At 65.1% G+C, this 15,883-nt stretch carries 16 protein-coding genes and 1 pseudogene; 11 read left to right on the forward strand and 6 right to left on the reverse strand.

Going from position 1 to position 15,883, the window contains the following annotated elements; all coding sequences use genetic code 11:
- Nucleotides 1-678 (reverse strand): DUF599 domain-containing protein, encoded by a 678-nt coding sequence (locus ACVINW_RS28310; protein WP_456754319.1) that lies wholly within the window; start codon nt 676-678, stop codon nt 1-3.
- 118 nt (nt 679-796) lie between these two features.
- Here ACVINW_RS28310 and ACVINW_RS28315 point away from each other — a divergent pair, with 118 nt between their 5' ends.
- The 5 genes and pseudogenes from ACVINW_RS28315 (at nt 797) to ACVINW_RS28335 (ending at nt 4,039) form a co-directional block, all read left to right on the forward strand.
- Nucleotides 797-1,450, forward strand: coding sequence for a glutathione S-transferase family protein (locus ACVINW_RS28315; RefSeq protein ID WP_456754320.1), 654 nt, complete (start codon nt 797-799; stop codon nt 1,448-1,450).
- 116 nt (nt 1,451-1,566) lie between these two features.
- Entirely contained in the window at nt 1,567-1,935 is a 369-nt protein-coding gene (locus ACVINW_RS28320) for a YidB family protein (protein ID WP_456754321.1), read from the forward strand.
- Between the two features lie 217 nt (nt 1,936-2,152).
- On the forward strand, nt 2,153-2,356 hold the full coding sequence (locus tag ACVINW_RS28325) for a hypothetical protein (RefSeq protein ID WP_092114848.1): 204 nt from the start codon (nt 2,153-2,155) through the stop codon (nt 2,354-2,356).
- Between the two features lie 152 nt (nt 2,357-2,508).
- A complete protein-coding gene (locus ACVINW_RS28330; protein WP_456754322.1) occupies nt 2,509-3,456 on the forward strand; it encodes a hypothetical protein in 948 nt (315 codons plus the stop codon).
- 141 nt (nt 3,457-3,597) lie between these two features.
- Nucleotides 3,598-4,039 (forward strand): annotated as a pseudogene (locus ACVINW_RS28335) (DUF1489 family protein).
- Between the two features lie 41 nt (nt 4,040-4,080).
- Here ACVINW_RS28335 and ACVINW_RS28340 read toward each other — a convergent pair.
- Together ACVINW_RS28340 and panC are read right to left on the reverse strand one after the other, a co-directional pair.
- Nucleotides 4,081-4,827, reverse strand: a complete 747-nt coding sequence (locus ACVINW_RS28340; RefSeq protein ID WP_456754323.1) for a hypothetical protein — start codon at nt 4,825-4,827, stop codon at nt 4,081-4,083.
- A 146-nt stretch (nt 4,828-4,973) separates the two neighbouring features.
- The gene (gene panC, locus ACVINW_RS28345) at nt 4,974-5,825 is read right to left on the reverse strand and encodes a pantoate--beta-alanine ligase (RefSeq protein ID WP_456754324.1); all 852 of its coding nucleotides are present in this window, start codon (nt 5,823-5,825) and stop codon (nt 4,974-4,976) included.
- Between the two features lie 275 nt (nt 5,826-6,100).
- On the opposite strand from panC, the gene ACVINW_RS28350 reads away from it, so the two are divergent.
- From ACVINW_RS28350 to ACVINW_RS28365, 4 genes are all read left to right on the forward strand, one after another.
- On the forward strand, nt 6,101-7,024 hold the full coding sequence (locus tag ACVINW_RS28350; RefSeq protein WP_456754325.1) for a division plane positioning ATPase MipZ: 924 nt from the start codon (nt 6,101-6,103) through the stop codon (nt 7,022-7,024).
- 522 nt (nt 7,025-7,546) lie between these two features.
- Entirely contained in the window at nt 7,547-8,488 is a 942-nt protein-coding gene (locus ACVINW_RS28355) for an alpha/beta fold hydrolase (RefSeq protein ID WP_456754326.1), read from the forward strand.
- Nucleotides 8,489-8,576: 88 nt separating this feature from the next.
- A complete protein-coding gene (locus ACVINW_RS28360) occupies nt 8,577-9,317 on the forward strand; it encodes a VWA domain-containing protein (RefSeq protein ID WP_456754327.1) in 741 nt (246 codons plus the stop codon).
- Between the two features lie 100 nt (nt 9,318-9,417).
- Nucleotides 9,418-10,137, forward strand: coding sequence for a DnaJ domain-containing protein (locus tag ACVINW_RS28365; RefSeq protein WP_456754328.1), 720 nt, complete (start codon nt 9,418-9,420; stop codon nt 10,135-10,137).
- Between the two features lie 290 nt (nt 10,138-10,427).
- Here ACVINW_RS28365 and ACVINW_RS28370 read toward each other — a convergent pair whose 3' ends face one another.
- Nucleotides 10,428-12,221 carry a serine hydrolase gene (locus tag ACVINW_RS28370; RefSeq protein WP_456754329.1) on the reverse strand — a complete coding sequence of 598 codons (1,794 nt, stop codon included), beginning with the start codon at nt 12,219-12,221 and terminating at the stop codon, nt 10,428-10,430.
- A 423-nt stretch (nt 12,222-12,644) separates the two neighbouring features.
- Between ACVINW_RS28370 and ACVINW_RS28375 the strand changes: the two genes are divergently transcribed.
- A complete protein-coding gene (locus ACVINW_RS28375) occupies nt 12,645-12,980 on the forward strand; it encodes a phasin family protein (RefSeq protein WP_074129073.1) in 336 nt (111 codons plus the stop codon).
- 85 nt (nt 12,981-13,065) lie between these two features.
- Here ACVINW_RS28375 and ACVINW_RS28380 read toward each other — a convergent pair whose 3' ends face one another.
- Nucleotides 13,066-14,976, reverse strand: a complete 1,911-nt coding sequence (locus tag ACVINW_RS28380; RefSeq protein WP_456754330.1) for a pilus assembly protein TadG-related protein — start codon at nt 14,974-14,976, stop codon at nt 13,066-13,068.
- A 168-nt stretch (nt 14,977-15,144) separates the two neighbouring features.
- Nucleotides 15,145-15,474 (reverse strand): hypothetical protein, encoded by a 330-nt coding sequence (locus ACVINW_RS28385; RefSeq protein ID WP_456754331.1) that lies wholly within the window; start codon nt 15,472-15,474, stop codon nt 15,145-15,147.
- Between the two features lie 13 nt (nt 15,475-15,487).
- On the opposite strand from ACVINW_RS28385, the gene clpS reads away from it, so the two are divergent.
- Entirely contained in the window at nt 15,488-15,820 is a 333-nt protein-coding gene (clpS, locus tag ACVINW_RS28390; RefSeq protein WP_456754332.1) for an ATP-dependent Clp protease adapter ClpS, read from the forward strand.
- Nucleotides 15,821-15,883 lie beyond the last annotated feature (63 nt).

Genomic DNA, 15,883 nt, shown 5'->3' on the forward strand with positions numbered 1-15,883 from the left:
TCAGCTTCCCATCGCCTGCCAGGCGTTGGAGGCGAACTGCCGGCGCCAGATCACGATCACGACGGCCGCTGTGGTGATGAACAGCACCCAGGGGCTGAGGAACCAGCCGAGATAGCCGAGCGCGAAGAAGAACGCGCGCTGGCCGCGGTTGAAGTGCCGGCCCGCGGTCTCGAACAGCCGCGTGGTGCGGATCACATGGGCCTCCGCCTCCGGCGTATCGCGCTGGCCGGCCGGCGGCATCGCGCCGAACAGGATCGCGACATAGTTGAACAGGCGATAGGCCCAGGCGAATTTGAAGAAGGTGTAGATGAAGATCAGGATCAGGCCGATGCACTTGATCTCCCACAGCGCGGGCGAGGGCGAGAGATTGACCGGCAGCGCACCGAGCACGGCGAGCGCGTCATTGGTGGCGCGCAGCAGCGCCAGCGCGCCGCCGATCGCGATCAGGCTGGTGGAGGCGAAGAACGCGGTGCCGTTCTGCAAGGAGGCCATGATCTGCATGTCGACCATCCGCGCCTCGCGGTGGAGCAGATTCCGCACCCAGATCTCGCGATAGACATGCATTCGTGCCGACAGGCTGTCGCGCCCATAGGCGGTGTGCTCCAGCGTGATGGCGTAGACCAGCCACTCCAGCGCAAAGAAGCCGACGGCCAGGATGTCGACCCAATAGCCGGTCATGGTGCCTTCCTTCGTCAACGCGCGGGCTGCCGCTCCGCGCCGCATCCCGCGTCATGTACAGGTTGAACGCGTGCAATGCACTATGGCAAACTGGCGTGGCAACAGGATTCCCCAGGACATGCTCAAGCTCGTCATCGGCAACAAGAACTATTCGTCATGGTCGATGCGGCCGTGGCTGGCGCTGCGCGCCAACGACATTCCGTTCGAGGAAATCTTCGTTCCGCTCTATACCGACCAGGCCGACAAGGACCGCATCCTCGCCTTTAGCAAGGCCGGCAAGGTGCCGACGCTGATCGACGGCGAGGTCACGGTGTGGGATTCGCTGGCGATCATCGAGTATCTCGCCGAGACATTTCCCGAGGCGGAGCTGTGGCCCTCGGACCGCGCCGCGCGCGCCCATGCCCGCGCGATCTCGGCGGAGATGCATTCCGGCTTCGTGCCGCTGCGCAGCGAATGCGGCATGAACCTGCACCGGCCGATCCGCGCGGTCGCGTTGTCGGACGATGCGAAGGCCAATGCGGCGCGAATCCAGGACATCTGGGCCGAGTGCCATGCGCGTTACGGCAAGCAGGGCCCGTTCCTGTTCGGCGCATTCTCGGCCGCGGACGCGATGTATGCCCCCGTGGTGCATCGTTTCCGCACCTACGCGATCCCGGTGAGAGCGGAGGCGCAGCACTATGTCGACGCGATGATGCAGCTTCCGGCGTTCCAGGAATGGACCCGCGACGGCCTCGCCGAGACGCTTCGCATCCCGCGATTCGAGGACGTCTGACTGGCCGTACGCTTCCGAATTGTGACAGGGCTCACAAAGATCGCGGCTTGACGCCGCACGGCCGAAGGCGTCGAATCCGGAACAGCGGATTTGCAAGTCGTGAAAGGACTTAGACCATGGGCATTCTGGATTCCCTGGAGAACTCGCCGGAGCTGAAAGGCATGCTTGGCCAGCTCGGCGCGGCCGTCATCCCGGTCGTGCTCGGCCAGGTGATGGGCAATGGCGGGCAGGGTGGCCTGTCGGCGATCGTCGCCAAGCTCGAGCAGGCCGGGTTCGGCGAGCAGGTCAAATCCTGGATCGGCACCGGCCAGAACCTGCCGATCACGGCGCAGCAGCTCCAGGAGGTGCTGGGCAGCGACACGGTCAAGCAGCTCGCCGCCAAGTTCAACATTCCGGTCGACCAGCTGTCCCAGGTGCTGGCCCAGCAGCTCCCGGGTGCGGTCGACAGTGCGAGCCCCAACGGCAAGCTGCCGCACACCGCCTGACGCGGTGGAACCGGGTTCCAGCCGGGGTTGGCTTCCAATTTCCGGCTGGCACGTAAATTGCTGCCTATCGCCCTGAAAAACCTGCAAAAATCGTAGCTTTGCCATGCCTCAATCTTGCTGGATTTGGGGCGGTGCGATGTGCTAGCTTGCCGCAGGGTTCTCAAAATGCCGGCCGGAGCTATCGGGACTGTCAGCTCGGCCTGCAATCTCTAAGAAAATGGAGAGGGCGTTGAAGCATAAGTACTCGATTGGCGAGATCGTCTATTTCACGGCCAGCAACGTGGCTCGCCCGGCGGCGAGCGGCACCTATGAGGTGATCCGTCTGCTGCCGACCGATGGTGACGACTGCCAGTACCGCATCAAGAGCTCGACTGAAGCTTTCGAACGGGTGGCCAAGGAGAGTCAGCTCGCGCTGTCCTGATCAGTTGTGCGCAAGCCGGAGGCTGGAGCGGGTTTCGCGCCGCCGCCGTCAAAAGGCCCTGTTCGCAGACCCATTGTGCTGAAGGTTGGACGTCGGGGTGGCGGCGTTCGCCGCCGCCGATTGTGCTTACGCTGCGTTGAGGGACATCGCGCATGAACTGGGCTTCCTCGCTGGATCAGATCTGGCGCTCACCGACCTTCCCGATGTGGCTGACCCTGGCCGCGGCGGGGTTCTTTGGGATCGTCGTTCTGGTCACGCTGCTGCGCGCGGAAAAATCCGTCGCCAATGGCGCGCTGACCGTCATTACGCTGCTGTCGATCGCGGTTGCGGTCGCCGCGACGATCCGAGGCTTCGGGCCGGGCGGGCAGGCGGCGCCGGCCGAGACACGGACCGCGCAATTGACCGGCCAGACGGTGCCGGCGCTGGCCTGCATCGACGATCTCGCCGGCGATGCCGTCCTCAATGCCTGCGAGAAGGTGCTGTTCGGCTCATCGGATACCGCGGCCGCGGCGGTCAGCTATGCCGCGGCGCAGGTCTCGCGGCTGACCGCGCTCGGCGACCTCGCGACCGCGGAGCGCAATTCGACCACCGAGCTGCAGGCGCTGCGCCGCGCCATCGAGCACGATCGCTACGGCCTGGTCGCCTACGCGCTGATGGCGCGCGACCACTGCACGCCGACCGCATGCCCCGCGTTCCGTTCGCTCGGCGACAATCATCAGATCATCGCCAACATGAACGAGCGGACCTACGAGAACCTGGTCACGCGCTATGCGGGATCCTGGAATGCGCCGGCCGCTGCCCAGGCGTCGGCCGCCGGTCTGGTCGCCGCACTGCCGCCGTCGATGCCCACGGGCAGGCCGACCAATGCGGAGTTTCCGAGCGCGGCGTCGACGCCGCCGGTCAGTATCATGACGCCGGAACCGGCGAAGCCCGCAGCGGCCGCGCCGCCGCCGGCCGCCCGCGCCGCGGCCACGCCTGCTGCCGCCCCGAAGCGGCCGACCGCGGCGAAGCGGCCGGTGCAGATTGCGCCGGCTGCTGCGCCCGCGGCGGCACCGCCGCCGGCCGCGGCGAGTGCGCCGGCGGCCGCGAGCCAGGACTGAGCGGAGGCCGAGCCGGCCCGAGCGTGCTGACGGCGGCTTGAGCCGTCATCACGGCCTCGTTTCGTGCGCGTAAATCCCGCTATCCACTGCCGTGGACAGCGCTCCCTTTTCAAAGCCCGCGCCGGCCGCTACATCCGGCGCATGCCGCTTCATCTCATCAAGCTCGCCGTCGGTTGCGACTCCGTCAAGGAACTCAAGGGCTGGGTCGCCGAGCGGATGGCGACCGCGAAGAAAAAGGGCCTGCCGCTCCGCCATATCCACATCACGCGGATGACGCCGAAGCGCGAGGAGGAGCTCCTCGCCGGCGGTTCGTTGTACTGGGTGATCCGCGGCGAGATCGCCGCGCGCGAGAAGATCATCGCGATCGAGCCGTTCCGCGACAAGGACGGCATCGGGCGCTGCCGCATCGTGATGCAGCCCAAGGTGATCGCGGTGTCGCCGCGGCCGACGCGGCCGTTCCAGGGCTGGCGCTATCTGACCCGCGGATTCCGCGCCGACCGATCTCACCAGATCGAGCGCCGCCAGCGTGGCGTCGATGCCCGAACCGATGCGCCGCGAGCTGCGCGACCTCGGATTGCTGTAAGCAATCGGGATTGCTCTGAGCAATCGGATTGCTCTGCGCGATTACTGGGTCACGAGATGCAGCCGGCCCCATTCTGAGGCCGGAATCTCGACATAGCGGCCGCCGCCGGCGTTGCTGACGGCGACGTCGAGCAGCTCGTGGTCGATCCCCATCTCGCCGAGATAGCGCCGGAACTGGTCGGTGAAGATCGAGGTCAGGCTCTCGCGATGCTCGGCCGAGACGTTGGGTGCCAGCCGGTTGTGGATCTCCATGCCGCTCAGCACCACGTGGCTGCCCGCCGGCAGGCTGCGATGCACGCCGCCCGACAGCATCAGCACGCAGGCGAAATCGCAGGCGATGCCGGACAGCTTCTCCTTCGCATCCAGCGGGCCGCCGGGCCGCTTCAGCGCGAAGCACTCCTCCTCGGACTTTCCGGCGCAGGCCTCGACCTCGGTCGCCGCGACCACCGCATCGATGCCGCGATCGCGCAGGATGCGGCCGAGGCTGGCCGCGACATTGAGGTTGGAATTCCCTTTGACGTTGATCACCACCGGCAGCTTGCGGCCGTTCTGGCGGTCGAGGATCGCCAGCAGGCGCTTGTAGGTGTCCCACTGCACCGAGCCTTCGGCGGCGATCCAGTCCGAACAGCCCGGCCCGCAGGCATCGGGCGCGCCATGCGCGACATAGAAGATCATCGCGCCGGGTACCGAATTGACGCCGCCGACCGGCGGCCGGGTCTGCGCCTGCGAAAGGCCTGCGGCCAATAGCGCGATGCCGAGACCAATGCCTTGCCTGAAAGTCCCGCTCATTCCGACCGCCCGTGAAACGCGCGATCATCCCCGCGTCGCGCGCGTGGCGCAAGCAGGAGACGGCCGCGCAGATGAGGCCGGGCCCTCATTACAGGCTCGCAGCCTGTTTGCGCGTGAACCGCCTCACACTTTTGCCGATCCGGATTTCAGACCGCGATGTTGTCGATCAGACGGGTGCTGCCGAGCCTGGCCGCCACCAGCATCCGCATCGGGCCGTCCTTCAGCGAGCCGATCGGCGCCAGCGAGGCGGCGTGGCGGACCTCGAGATAATCCAGCACGAAGCCGGCCTTGGCGATCTCGGCGGCGCCGTCGGCCATGACGGTTGCGGTGTTCTCGCCGGCGCGCAGGCGGCCTGCCGCTTGCTTCATCACCCGGTTGAGCGCGGGGGCGGCGCGCCGTTCCTCGGCCGAGAGGTAGACGTTGCGCGACGACATCGCGAGGCCGTCGCGTTCACGCACCGTCTTGGATCCGACCACCTTGACGCCGAGGTCGAGATCGGCGGCCATCTGGGTGACCACCCGGAGCTGCTGAAAATCCTTCTCGCCGAAGATCGCGACATCGGGCCGGACCTGCGTGAACAGCTTGCCGACCACGGTGGCGACGCCGCCGAAGAAATGCGGCCGGAAGCGATCCTCCAGTCCCGCGGTGGCCGGTCCCTCCGGCACGATCCGTGTGGCGAAGCCATCCGGATACATCGCCTTCACCTCGGGGTGCCAGATCAGGTCGACGCCTTCGGCTGCGAGCTTGGCGAGGTCTTGCTTCCAGGTGCGCGGATACGATCCGAAATCTTCCGTCGGCGCGAACTGCGTCGGGTTGACGAAGATCGAGACCACGACCCGCTTGGCGCGGCGCTTGGCGAGCCGCACCAGCGACACATGGCCGTCATGGAGCGCACCCATGGTTGGGACCAGCGCGACAGTCGCCTTCTTGGCGCGCAGGGCGTCGACGGCGCGACGAAGGGCAGGGACGGTACGGACGACGGTGGGATTTCTCGGCATCTGGTCTCGACTCGTGGGGCAACCGGGGTGGGATGTTCGGCGTTCGGCAGGCGGCGGACCTTACCAAGTCCGATCCGCTATCGGCAAACCGCCGCGCAAGCATTACCCGATCTCGCATCCGCATGGATCGCAGGCGGCGTGCCGCCGATCGACGCAGCAGGCGTGCGCGTTCGATTCATCATTAAGGACGCCTGCAATTGATTTCCTCTCGCAGTGATGCATTTCACTTGACCGCAGGCGTGCTCGATTTGAAGATCATCGCCGGGGATTGAATCATGTTGGTGCAGGCTAGTCAGGGTCAGTCCGGCTCCGCACATGTCGTTGTGCTGGGAAACGAGAAGGGTGGTTCGGGCAAGTCGACCACCGCCCTGCATATCGCCGTCGCGCTCTTGAAGGCCGGACAGCGCGTCGCCAGCATCGATCTCGACTGCCGCCAGCAAAGCTTCACCCGCTACATCAGCAATCGCCAGGCCTGGGCGCGGCGCAGCGGGATCGACCTCGAGCTGCCGGCGCATCACTGCATCAAATACGGCGAGACGATGCAAATCGAGGACAACGAGAACACCGAATTCGAGCAGTTCATGGCAGCGGTGAGCGCGGTGGAACGTGCCTATGATTTCATCGTGATCGATACCCCGGGGTCCGACAGCTACCTGATGCGGCTCGCGCATTCGATGGCCGACACGCTGGTGACGCCGATCAACGACAGCTTCCTCGATTTCGACGTGCTGGGCACCGTCGACCCCGCCACCTACGCGGTGACCGGCGAGAGCCACTACGCCGAGATGGTGCGCGACACCAGGCGCAAGCGCCGCCAGATCGACGGCGCCTCGACCGACTGGATCGTGGTGCGCAACCGGCTGTCGATGCTCGGCTCGCGCAACAAGCAGTTGGTCGCCGACGGTCTCAAGCAGCTGTCGCTGCGGCTCGGGTTCCGTTCGGTCGACGGCTTTGCCGAGCGGGTGGTCTATCGCGAGTTCTTCCCGCGCGGGCTGACCGCGCTCGACGACATTGACGAGGCGACGCTCGGCACCCGCCCGAGCCTCGGCCACGTCACCGCGCGCGAGGAGGTGATGAGCCTGCTGCGCCAGCTCAAGCTGCCGCTCGACGAGCGCGGCCGCCGCCGGGCCGCCAACCGGGCCGAATGGTTCAGCCAGGTCGACAAGCCGCTGGAACTCGACGACATCATCGGCAGCTAGCCCAGCCGTTGAGCTGCGGGCCGGAGAGGCAATGGAACGTCGTCAGTCTATTTCACGCCATCGGCGGCGCTGACCTCGCGGAAGCGAAGCTCAAGGCCGCGGACCATATGTCTACGGATACCTGTGGTGGCTCGGCGGCTCCCAATCCAATGGGCGCGCAGTCCGGTGGACCGGGCGTCCAGCAGATGACGATCGTCACTTCCGCGCGCTGCGGAAGCACGGTATTCTTGCGGGGTTTCCGGTCATTTCATTGCCAATTTGCCGGAACAATGCTGCCCAAATCCGGTTTCCTCCGTGCCGCCGTCGCGCGAATGCGCTGGTTGGCCCAGAGGTATTATCGTGCCACAGTGCTATCTTCATAGAAGCGATTGCACAAAGGTTGTGTGCACCGCACAATGAACGTGCTGCGAAGTCCCAACATTTGGACTTCCTGTCACGGTGCTGTGACATATATCCTGACAAGGAGGCCGAAGAGTCTCCGGCCAAGAATAGCCCTGAAAAGGCGGGCACCTCGAGGACGTCATGAAGCGTGGAATTCTCGTTCTGCTTTCTCTCTCCGTGGTGATCACGGCGGCGTATTTCACCGCGAGCAAGTGGGCGATCCGTCACGAAACTCTCATGTTCAAGGATCCGACGCGCGATGAGCGGCCGGTCGCGGTCGACGTTGCCGTGCGCTTCGACAAGGAGATGCAGGCCGACGCAGGCATGATCACGCTGCCGGTTGCGATCCTCAATCATGGCAATACCGTCAAATTCACCGAATATTCCTTCCTCGCGAACGTGTTCGCGGCGCGCGGCTATCTGGCGATCAGCATCCAGAACGACCTGCCGTCGGACGGACCGATGGTGACCAAGGTCGGCGAGATCTACGTCGGCCGGCTGCCGCAGTATCAGCGCGGCATCACCAACATCAAATTCGCGATCGAGGAGATGAAGAAGCGTCAGCCGAACGCGGACTACAGCAAGCTGACGATGGTCGGCCACTCCAATGGCGGCGACATCGCGATGTATTTCGCCAAGCAGTATCCGGACGAGATCAAGAAGGTCGTGACGCTGGACAATCTGCGCGTGCCGTTCATGACCGACGGCAAGTTCAAGATCCTGTCCTTCCGTTCGCATGACTCGCAGTTCAAGCCCGATCCCGGCGTGGTGCCGGACGAGGAGCAGTGCGAGAAGGCCGGCATCACCGTCGTGAACACCAACTTCCAGCACAACGACATGCGTGACACCGGGCCCGAGAAGGCCAAGGACTCGATCCAGGCCATGCTCGATAAATTCCTGGCCGACACCGACAGCGCGGTTGCGCCGGTCGACACGAGGAATGCGCCGCCGAAGATCCTGGAGCCTGGTCCGGTCTCGCTCTACGTGCCGGTCGAGAAGCCGCAGTCCTTCACCGACAAGGTCAAGAAGTCGCTCTCGCTGACCAAGACCGAGACCAAGAAGGATCCGTCGGTCACCAACTGACTGGCGGCCCGTGGCGCGGGCCGCCCGGCCACGTTGACCAATCCGATACGGCGGCCCACATAGTGTTTGCTGTACGAGGCAAGCGCTGATGGCCGGCAAGACGATCAAACCGACATCCGGAAACGATGTGCGCCCGGCCGATGCGCCGGGCGTGGCGACATCGAGCGCCAACGACATCGCCGCCTTCGTGGCGAAGGCGCGGGCGATGTCGCCGCATCGCGCCGGCGCACGCGGCCGATTGGTGTTCGCGCTCGACGCCACGATGAGCCGGCAGCCGACCTGGGACATGGCGTGCACGCTGCAGGCCGACATGTTCCGCGAGGCCGGCGCGCTCGGCAGCCTCGACATCCGCCTCGTCTACTACCGCGGCTTTCATGAGTGCCGTGCCACCGGCTGGATCTCCGACAGCGCGCAGCTCGCGCGGCTGATGAGCAAGATCGATTGCCAGGGCGGCAATACCCAGATCGGCAAGGTGCTGACGGAGACGCGTCGCGAGGCGGTCGCCTCGGGCGTGCGCGCCCTGGTGTTCGTGGGCGACGCGATGGAGGAGAACGCCGACGAGCTCTGCGCCAAGGCCGGCGAGCTTGGTTTGCTCAAGGTGCCGGTCTTCATGTTCCAGGAAGGCGCGGACGCGACCGCCGAGCAGACCTTTCGCGAGATCGCGCGGCTGACCGGCGGCGCATGGTGCAGGTTCGATCCCGGTGCGGCCGCGCAGCTCCGCGAATTGCTGCGCGCCGCCGCAGCCTATGCCGCCGGCGGCCGTGAGGCGCTGCTGCAACTGGCCAAGACCGCGAACGGCGCGGCGAAGCTGATCGGCCAGATGAAATAGCCCTGCGTCATCGGAGACCGCGGTGACGCGGCAGCGGTTCACGCGCCGGTGAGACGAAGCTTCGCATGCTTTTTGCCGCCGGGCCGCTTATATTCCGCGCATGCCAACCCTGATCGCCGGCGTCGTCGCCGTTGTCGTCCTTTATTCCGCGCTGCAGATGTTTCGTGCGGCCAATCCCGCCGTGCTTGCGCGTGCGATCAAGATCGGCGGCGGGGGGCTCGCGTTGGCCGTCGCGGCCTTCACCGGCGTGCGGGGCGAGCTCGCGGTGGCGATCCCGCTCGGCATTTTCGGCGCCGGACTGCTCGGCTGGTCGCCGTTCGGGACATCAGGCTTTCCCAATTTCGGCGGCATGTTCGGCGGGACGCGCAGCCCCGGACAAAGCTCGCGGGTGCGCTCGCAATACCTCGATATGAGCCTCGATCACGGCAGCGGCGTGCTCACGGGCCAGATCGTGGCCGGACCGCAGGCCGGCCGCATGCTCGACGAATTCGACCTCGCGCAGCTGCTGGCGATGGTCCCGAGCTTCGATGCCGAAAGCGTCGCGTTACTTGAAAGCTATCTGGACCGCCGTTTTCCCGCCTGGCGTCAGGACGCACAGGGAAACCGGGCAGGGGGGCACGGCCGCGCGGCGCCGAGTGGCAAAATGACCGATGAGGAGGCCTATCAGATCCTTGGCCTGCAGCCGGGCGCGTCGCGTGACGACATCGGCCGGGCTCACCGCACCCTGATGAAGAAACTCCATCCCGACCAGGGGGGCTCGACGTACCTCGCGGCCCGTGTGAACGAGGCCAGGGATACTCTGCTTCGCACGCATCTCTAACTCCGACGCTACCAACGCCACAGCCGAGAGCTGCCTTCCGTCTCTGATCGATGCCCCGTCTGGCCCGCCGCTGTCCGGCGTAGCCGATCGTTGTTTCGGGAAAACTTAACCGTAAAATCTTGACGAGAAGTTTTCATAACGGCGCCGCGCGCATCGGGCGGGCATTTGTGCCGGCCATGCAACGCAGCCGGCAAAAGCAAAAGGGCCGGCGCTTGCGGCGCCGGCCCTTGGTATGCCTTGGGATCTCTTCTGATCTCCCGGGATCCCTTGGGATCAAGTGATGCTGTCGATCAGTTGCGCACGGTGATGCAGGAGATCTCGGCGCGCTTCAGCGTCTTGCAGGCCGCTTCGGCCTGATCGCGCTCCAGACCGGCAAAGCGCGCCCGGTAGAGCTTGCGATTGTCCTTGGCGACGACTTCGGTGAACGGATCGGCCCTGCTGAGCAGGCCGCGGGCCGAGCTGCGCGCGAGATCGATGCGCTTGTTGGCTTCGCCTTCGGACTCCAGCGCGCCGACCTGGATGATCCAGCCGGTATGCGCGGCGGCCGGCTTGACGGCGCTGCTCTGCGGAGCCGCTTGCAGGCTGCGGGTGGCGGGCTCGATCGACGCCACCGCCTGCGGCGCCGGCTGCGCGGCGGGTGCCTGGACGGAAGCGGCCGGCAGCACGCCGAGGATTCCGTTGCCGGTGCCGAAATTGGCCGGCTGTGGCGGCATCTCGGGCCGCGAGGTCTCGGCGGCGCGGGCCATCATCGCATTGGAGGTCTCGGGAATCTCGCCGCGCGACGGGATCGTGCTGGTGATCGGCGGCGCCGACTGCGCTGGGCCTGCGGCAGCGAGCCTGACCTGGCCGGCTTTGACCTGCACGGTCTTCACCTTGACCGGCTTCATCGGCTCAGCCGAGCCGGGGATTGCGGCGAGCTGCTGGGTCTGGATCACGCCGGAGGTCAGCGGCGCCGGTTCGGGCTTGGCCTGCGGCTCCGGCTTGGCCGGGAGCGGCGGCAGGGCGGCGGCTGCGGCGGCCATCAGCGACGGCTTGCTGGCCGGACGCGGCGCCGGCATGGGAGTCGGGGCGGGTTCGGAGGCTGCGACCGGCGTGGTCTCCGCCGCGGCGCGCGCATCGTCCGCATCGGCAACCTCGACATTGGCGTCGGCCGGGTTGCGCTCGGTGATCGCGGCGGCCGTGCGGGTGGTCGCGCCCTTGCCGATGTTCTCGGCGAGCAGGTTGCGCATGATGGCGTCGCGCGAGCCGCCGCTGCGGCCGCCGAGCACCACGCCGACCAGGAAGCGATTGCCGCGGTGGATCGAGGTCACGAGGTTGAAGCCGGAGGCGCGGGTGTAGCCGGTCTTGATGCCGTCGACGCCCTCGACGCTGCCGAGCAGCCGATTGTGCCCGGTGATGGTGTGGCCGCGGAAATTGAACGCCGTCGTCGAGAAATAGCGATAGTAGCGCGGGAAGCGATCCTGGATGGCGCGGCCGAGCGTCGCTTGATCGCGCGCGGTCGTGATCTGCTCGTCATTGGGCAGGCCGGAGGCATTGCGATAGGTGGTCCGGCTCATGCCGAGCGCACGGGCCTTGCGGGTCATCATCCGGGCGAAATCGTCTTCGCTGCCGCCGACCGCCTCGGCGATCACGACGGCGGCGTCATTGGCGGAGCGGGTGACGAGGCCCTTGATCGCGTCCTCGACGCGGATGGTCTGGCCGGGCCGCAAGCCGAGCTTGGTCGGGTCCTGTTCGGAGGCGTGCTCGGACACCGGCATCTCGGTATCGAGCTTCATCTTCCCGGACTCGAGGCGCTCGAACAGCAGATAGAGCGTCATGATCTTGGTGAGCGAGGCGGGGTGCCGCAGGCCGTCGGGACTGTTTGACGTCAGCACCGAGCCGGTGTTGCCGTCGACCACGATCGATGCGAATTGCGGGCTGTAGCTCTCGCGCGCGGCCTCGCTCTGATGGTGCCGCACAGTGTGGCGCCGGTGGCGGCGCGCCTCGGCGCTGTCACTGGTGATCAGGATCGCCGTCGTGACGGTCACGAGCCCAAGAACGCCAACTCGCAGCGCCCGCGAGGAAGCCAAGGTTGTTCGAAGCATCTACTTCCCCGTCCCAATTTCTATCTAGATCACTGGCTCGTGGGGCGAAATTGTGCCCGGCGGCCATCGATCCTTGCCTGCGCACAGACCACGTCGGACAGAACCATCGGCCCTGGTGGCGGCTCAGGTCGCTCTTCTAGCTAAGGTGTTGTTCACAAACAGCTTTCAAGGCTGCTTGTCGGAAGGCGAACAAAGTCCGGGAATCAGGTTAGGCGGCCCGAGTTTCCAAAAGATTAAGCAACCGTTGCGTAGTCCCCCGGGGTTTATTGCAAATGCCCAGGATTCGGGCAAATACCGTTGTGCGACGCACAATATTTATTGACTTTATTGTGCGATGCGATATTTCAATCGTTGTCAGGGGGCCGGGAAGCTTCCCGGCAATGGGAATTTGCGCCTTCAAGTCTGGGAAAAGGAATTCCATCCATGGTCAAGATCGAAGACATTCAGAACTACGGCAAAGAGCATTTCGAGTCGGTCACGGCGTCTGCGAACAACCTGCAGAGCGGCGTCCAGGCGATCGCCACCGCCTATGGCGACTACGCCAAGAAGTCCTTCGAGGACACCAAGTCGTTCGTCGAGAAGCTGTCGGGCGTGAAGTCGCTGGACAAGGCGCTCGAGGCACAGACCGAGTACCTGCGCTCGTCCTACGAGACCTTCGTCTCGGAATCGCAGAAGATCGCGGGTCTCTACAGCGACTGCGCCAAGCAGACCTTCAAGCCCTATGAGGGCCTGGTCTCCAAGTTCGCGCCGGCTCAGTAAGCGCCGCCGACCAAGACAAACGAAAAGCCCGGCCATTGCGGCCGGGCTTTTTTGTTGTGCCGGGTTTATATGCCAGGCGCGGACGCTACTTCGCCAGCCGCAGCTTGCTGAGCGCGGTGCCGATCGTGTTGAACGTCGTCACGATTTGGCTCGAGCTGGTCAGCATGAAGAATTTGTCGGGGCTGCTGGCGCAATTCTTCAGCACGGTCGAGGTCGGGTCGGCGGGCGTGCTCGTGTTCACCTGGATCGTGTAGATGGTGAACATCGGTGCACCGTTGGCATCCCTCGCGTTCTGCAGATTCTGACACTGCAGCGCCTGCCGGGCATCGATCGGATTGCCTGAGGCCTGCGAGCTGCCGTCGCCATAGTTGGGCCAGCGGTCCTCGGTGTTCAGACCGTCGGACAGCAGGATGATGACCCGGTTGTAGGTCGTGTTGGAGTCTTCCGCCGGCGTGTTCAGCGGACCGCCCACCAGAAGGGACTGCCAGGCCCACGCCAGGCCGACCGATTGGTCGGTGCCGCCGGTCGGCTGCATGGCGTTGACGGCGGTCTTCAGCGCGCTCCAGTTGTAGGTCAGGGGAATGATCGGCTCGAGCTGCGGCGAGGCGTTGTCGGCGCAATAGGCCGAGTTGTTCTCGTAATACTGGTTGGCCGGGAACAGCGTCGTGACGTCGGACGATGTCGGCAGCACGCCGGTCGCATCATTGGGCTGGGTGCGGTCCGTGATACAGCCCGTCCAGGTGGTGATCGGATTGGTCGACGCCGCCCGCCAGTCGTTCTGGACGGTGGGGGTCTGGTTGGTCGAGGTCCATTTGTTGTTGGTCCATCCGACGACGGCGCTGACCCGGGGCTGGCCCGGATTGTCGGCGGTATCGTTGGGGCCGGGCTGCGTCCAGTTGTGGGTATAGATGAGGCCGGTGCATGATTTGCCCGTGCCGGTACCGCTGCAACTGCAGCCGGAGACATTGTTGTAGTTGGCGTCGAGCGGACAGGCGCAGGACGACGACCCGGAGCAGAACGTCTGCGCGGTCGTGCCGACCTGGGTGCTGACCCAGCAGCCATTGTACATGGTGTGCGTATTGTAATCGACACTCGGGCAGATATAGCCGCTGTAGGTGCCGCTCGATGGAATCGTGTTGGTGCTGTAGTTGTTCGGCGATCGTCCGGCGCCGTTGGTGGGACCGGTCGTGCAGTAGAAGCCGCCGCTGCTGTTGGACCACGGACACTGCGCGCCGGGCCCGACCGCATGCCAGTTCATCGGCAGGCTCGCCGCCATCGAGCTCGGGATGGCAGGTTGCGCGGTCGGTGGGTTCAGCCAGTCGGTCCAGTCGATATAGCTCTGGCTATAGTTGCTGGCGCTGAGGTTGACGACCTTGGCGAACGGAATGACGGAGATATAGACGTCGCCGTTGGTCTTGCTCAGCGCGCTGAGCTGGTCGATCAGGCCGCCGGATCCGGCCACCGCGTTCCGCAGCGCGGTAATCTTGCCGTTCTGGCTCATCGACCCCGTGTTATCGAGGGCGAGGGCAACGCGCATCTTGACGTTGCCCCAGGTGGTGGTCGACGAGCTGCTGAAGTTCAGCGTCGGAAACCCGGCAAGCTGCATGAAATCGGATTTGATGTAGCCGGTTCCGCCGAGCAGGATGGTCGCCGCCGCGCTCGAGGTCGGGGTCGTGTAGGTCGCCGAGACGGAGATGCCCTGGCCGTCCTTGTTGGTATAGAGGGCGCTGAAATAGCTCTGCGCCTTGCTCGGGATTTGCGCGGCCGTGATGTTGCCCATGGTCAGGTCCTTGGACAGCATCAGCGCAGCCGAATCGAGCGCCGACTGCATCGCGGTGCGGGCGTTGTTGGCGCGGGTATAGTCGATCGCGGCGCCAATGAAGGCGAAAATCGGCAGAATGGCGAGGGTGAAGATGACGGCGACATTGCCGTCCTTTGCCCGGGCAAAACGGCGGGCAGCCGCGCGGCCGCGGTCGAAAATGGCTGAGCCCAGCATGATACTCTCATCGAAATTACTGATGGCGCCATCATCTCTACGCGCGCGGCTAAACAGTTGGTGAATCGGGCCGGGGAAACCCGGCAGGAGGCCCGGCACACGATGAAAAGCAGGGCAAAAGCGCGCGCTATCCTGAATGCCCGCTAAATTGGATGCCCGACTCCTTTGTCAAATCGGGCAGAAATGATTAACCTTCCAGAAGTTGCTGCGCCGGGAATCGAACCGGTGGGCCGCGGCCGGTCTGCGCTTGCGGCAGGGCCTCCTGAGGCCCATATTCGGAGGGTCGATCCGGCCGCCGGATCGAACCGGGAGCGGCAATCTGGAAAGCATTGCTGGGGTTCCGCGATCAGTCTTGCGGCCGTCGCGACCACCTTCCAATCGCCAACCGGTTTCCCGCCGGCCCCCCTTGGGGAATTCGAACGCCTGAGCCATGTTGCGATCCACGTTGACAGCCCTGATCTCCGAGCCGGTTTCGTCCATGCCGGCGGTGCCAGCCATGCCGGCGCCGACAATGAGCAATGACGACAACCGCACCGGGGCGGGGAGCGGCCCGTCGACCTCGGTCATCACCAAGGTCAAGCCGAAGACCAAGCGGCCGAATCTTTACCGTGTCCTGATCCTGAACGACGACTACACGCCGATGGAATTCGTCGTGCACGTGCTGGAGCGGTTCTTCAACAAGGACGCCGAGGCGGCGACCAAGATCATGCTGCACGTTCACCATCACGGGATCGGTGAGTGCGGCGTTTTTACCTATGAGATCGCCGAGACCAAGGTGACGCAAGTCATGGATTTCGCGCGCAAGCATCAGCATCCACTGCAATGTGTGATGGAAAAGAAGTAGTTCGCGGGAACGATTGACTGCGCCGCGGCGCGGAACGGGTCTTGCATCGCGTTTTGATGGTGG

The sequence above is a fragment of the Bradyrhizobium sp. USDA 4461 genome (assembly GCF_054055655.1).